Consider the following 254-nt stretch of genomic DNA (forward strand, 5'->3'; position numbering starts at 1 on the left):
CTATGTGATACGCACCAGCGTGGACGCCGCAGAACTGGCCCCGGCCGCTGTGGTGCAAAGCTACAAGGATCTGGCCAACATCGAACGCGACTTCCGGAGCATCAAAACCGATGACCTCCAAGTACGGCCCGTCCACCACCGGCTGGAAGACCGTGTTAAAGCCCATCTATTGATCTGTATGCTGGCCCGCTACCTGGTGTGGCATCTCCGCAAAGCCTGGGCCTCATTGACCTTCACCGATGAAAAACCACCAG

General features: G+C 57.9%; 1 pseudogene. It reads left to right on the forward strand.

Annotated elements, in window-relative coordinates:
* Positions 1-254, forward strand: a pseudogene (locus CDN38_RS28420) (IS1634 family transposase); the annotation flags it as partial.

It is taken from the genome of Mycobacterium ostraviense (genome assembly GCF_002705925.1).
GTDB classification, from domain to species: domain Bacteria; phylum Actinomycetota; class Actinomycetes; order Mycobacteriales; family Mycobacteriaceae; genus Mycobacterium; species Mycobacterium ostraviense.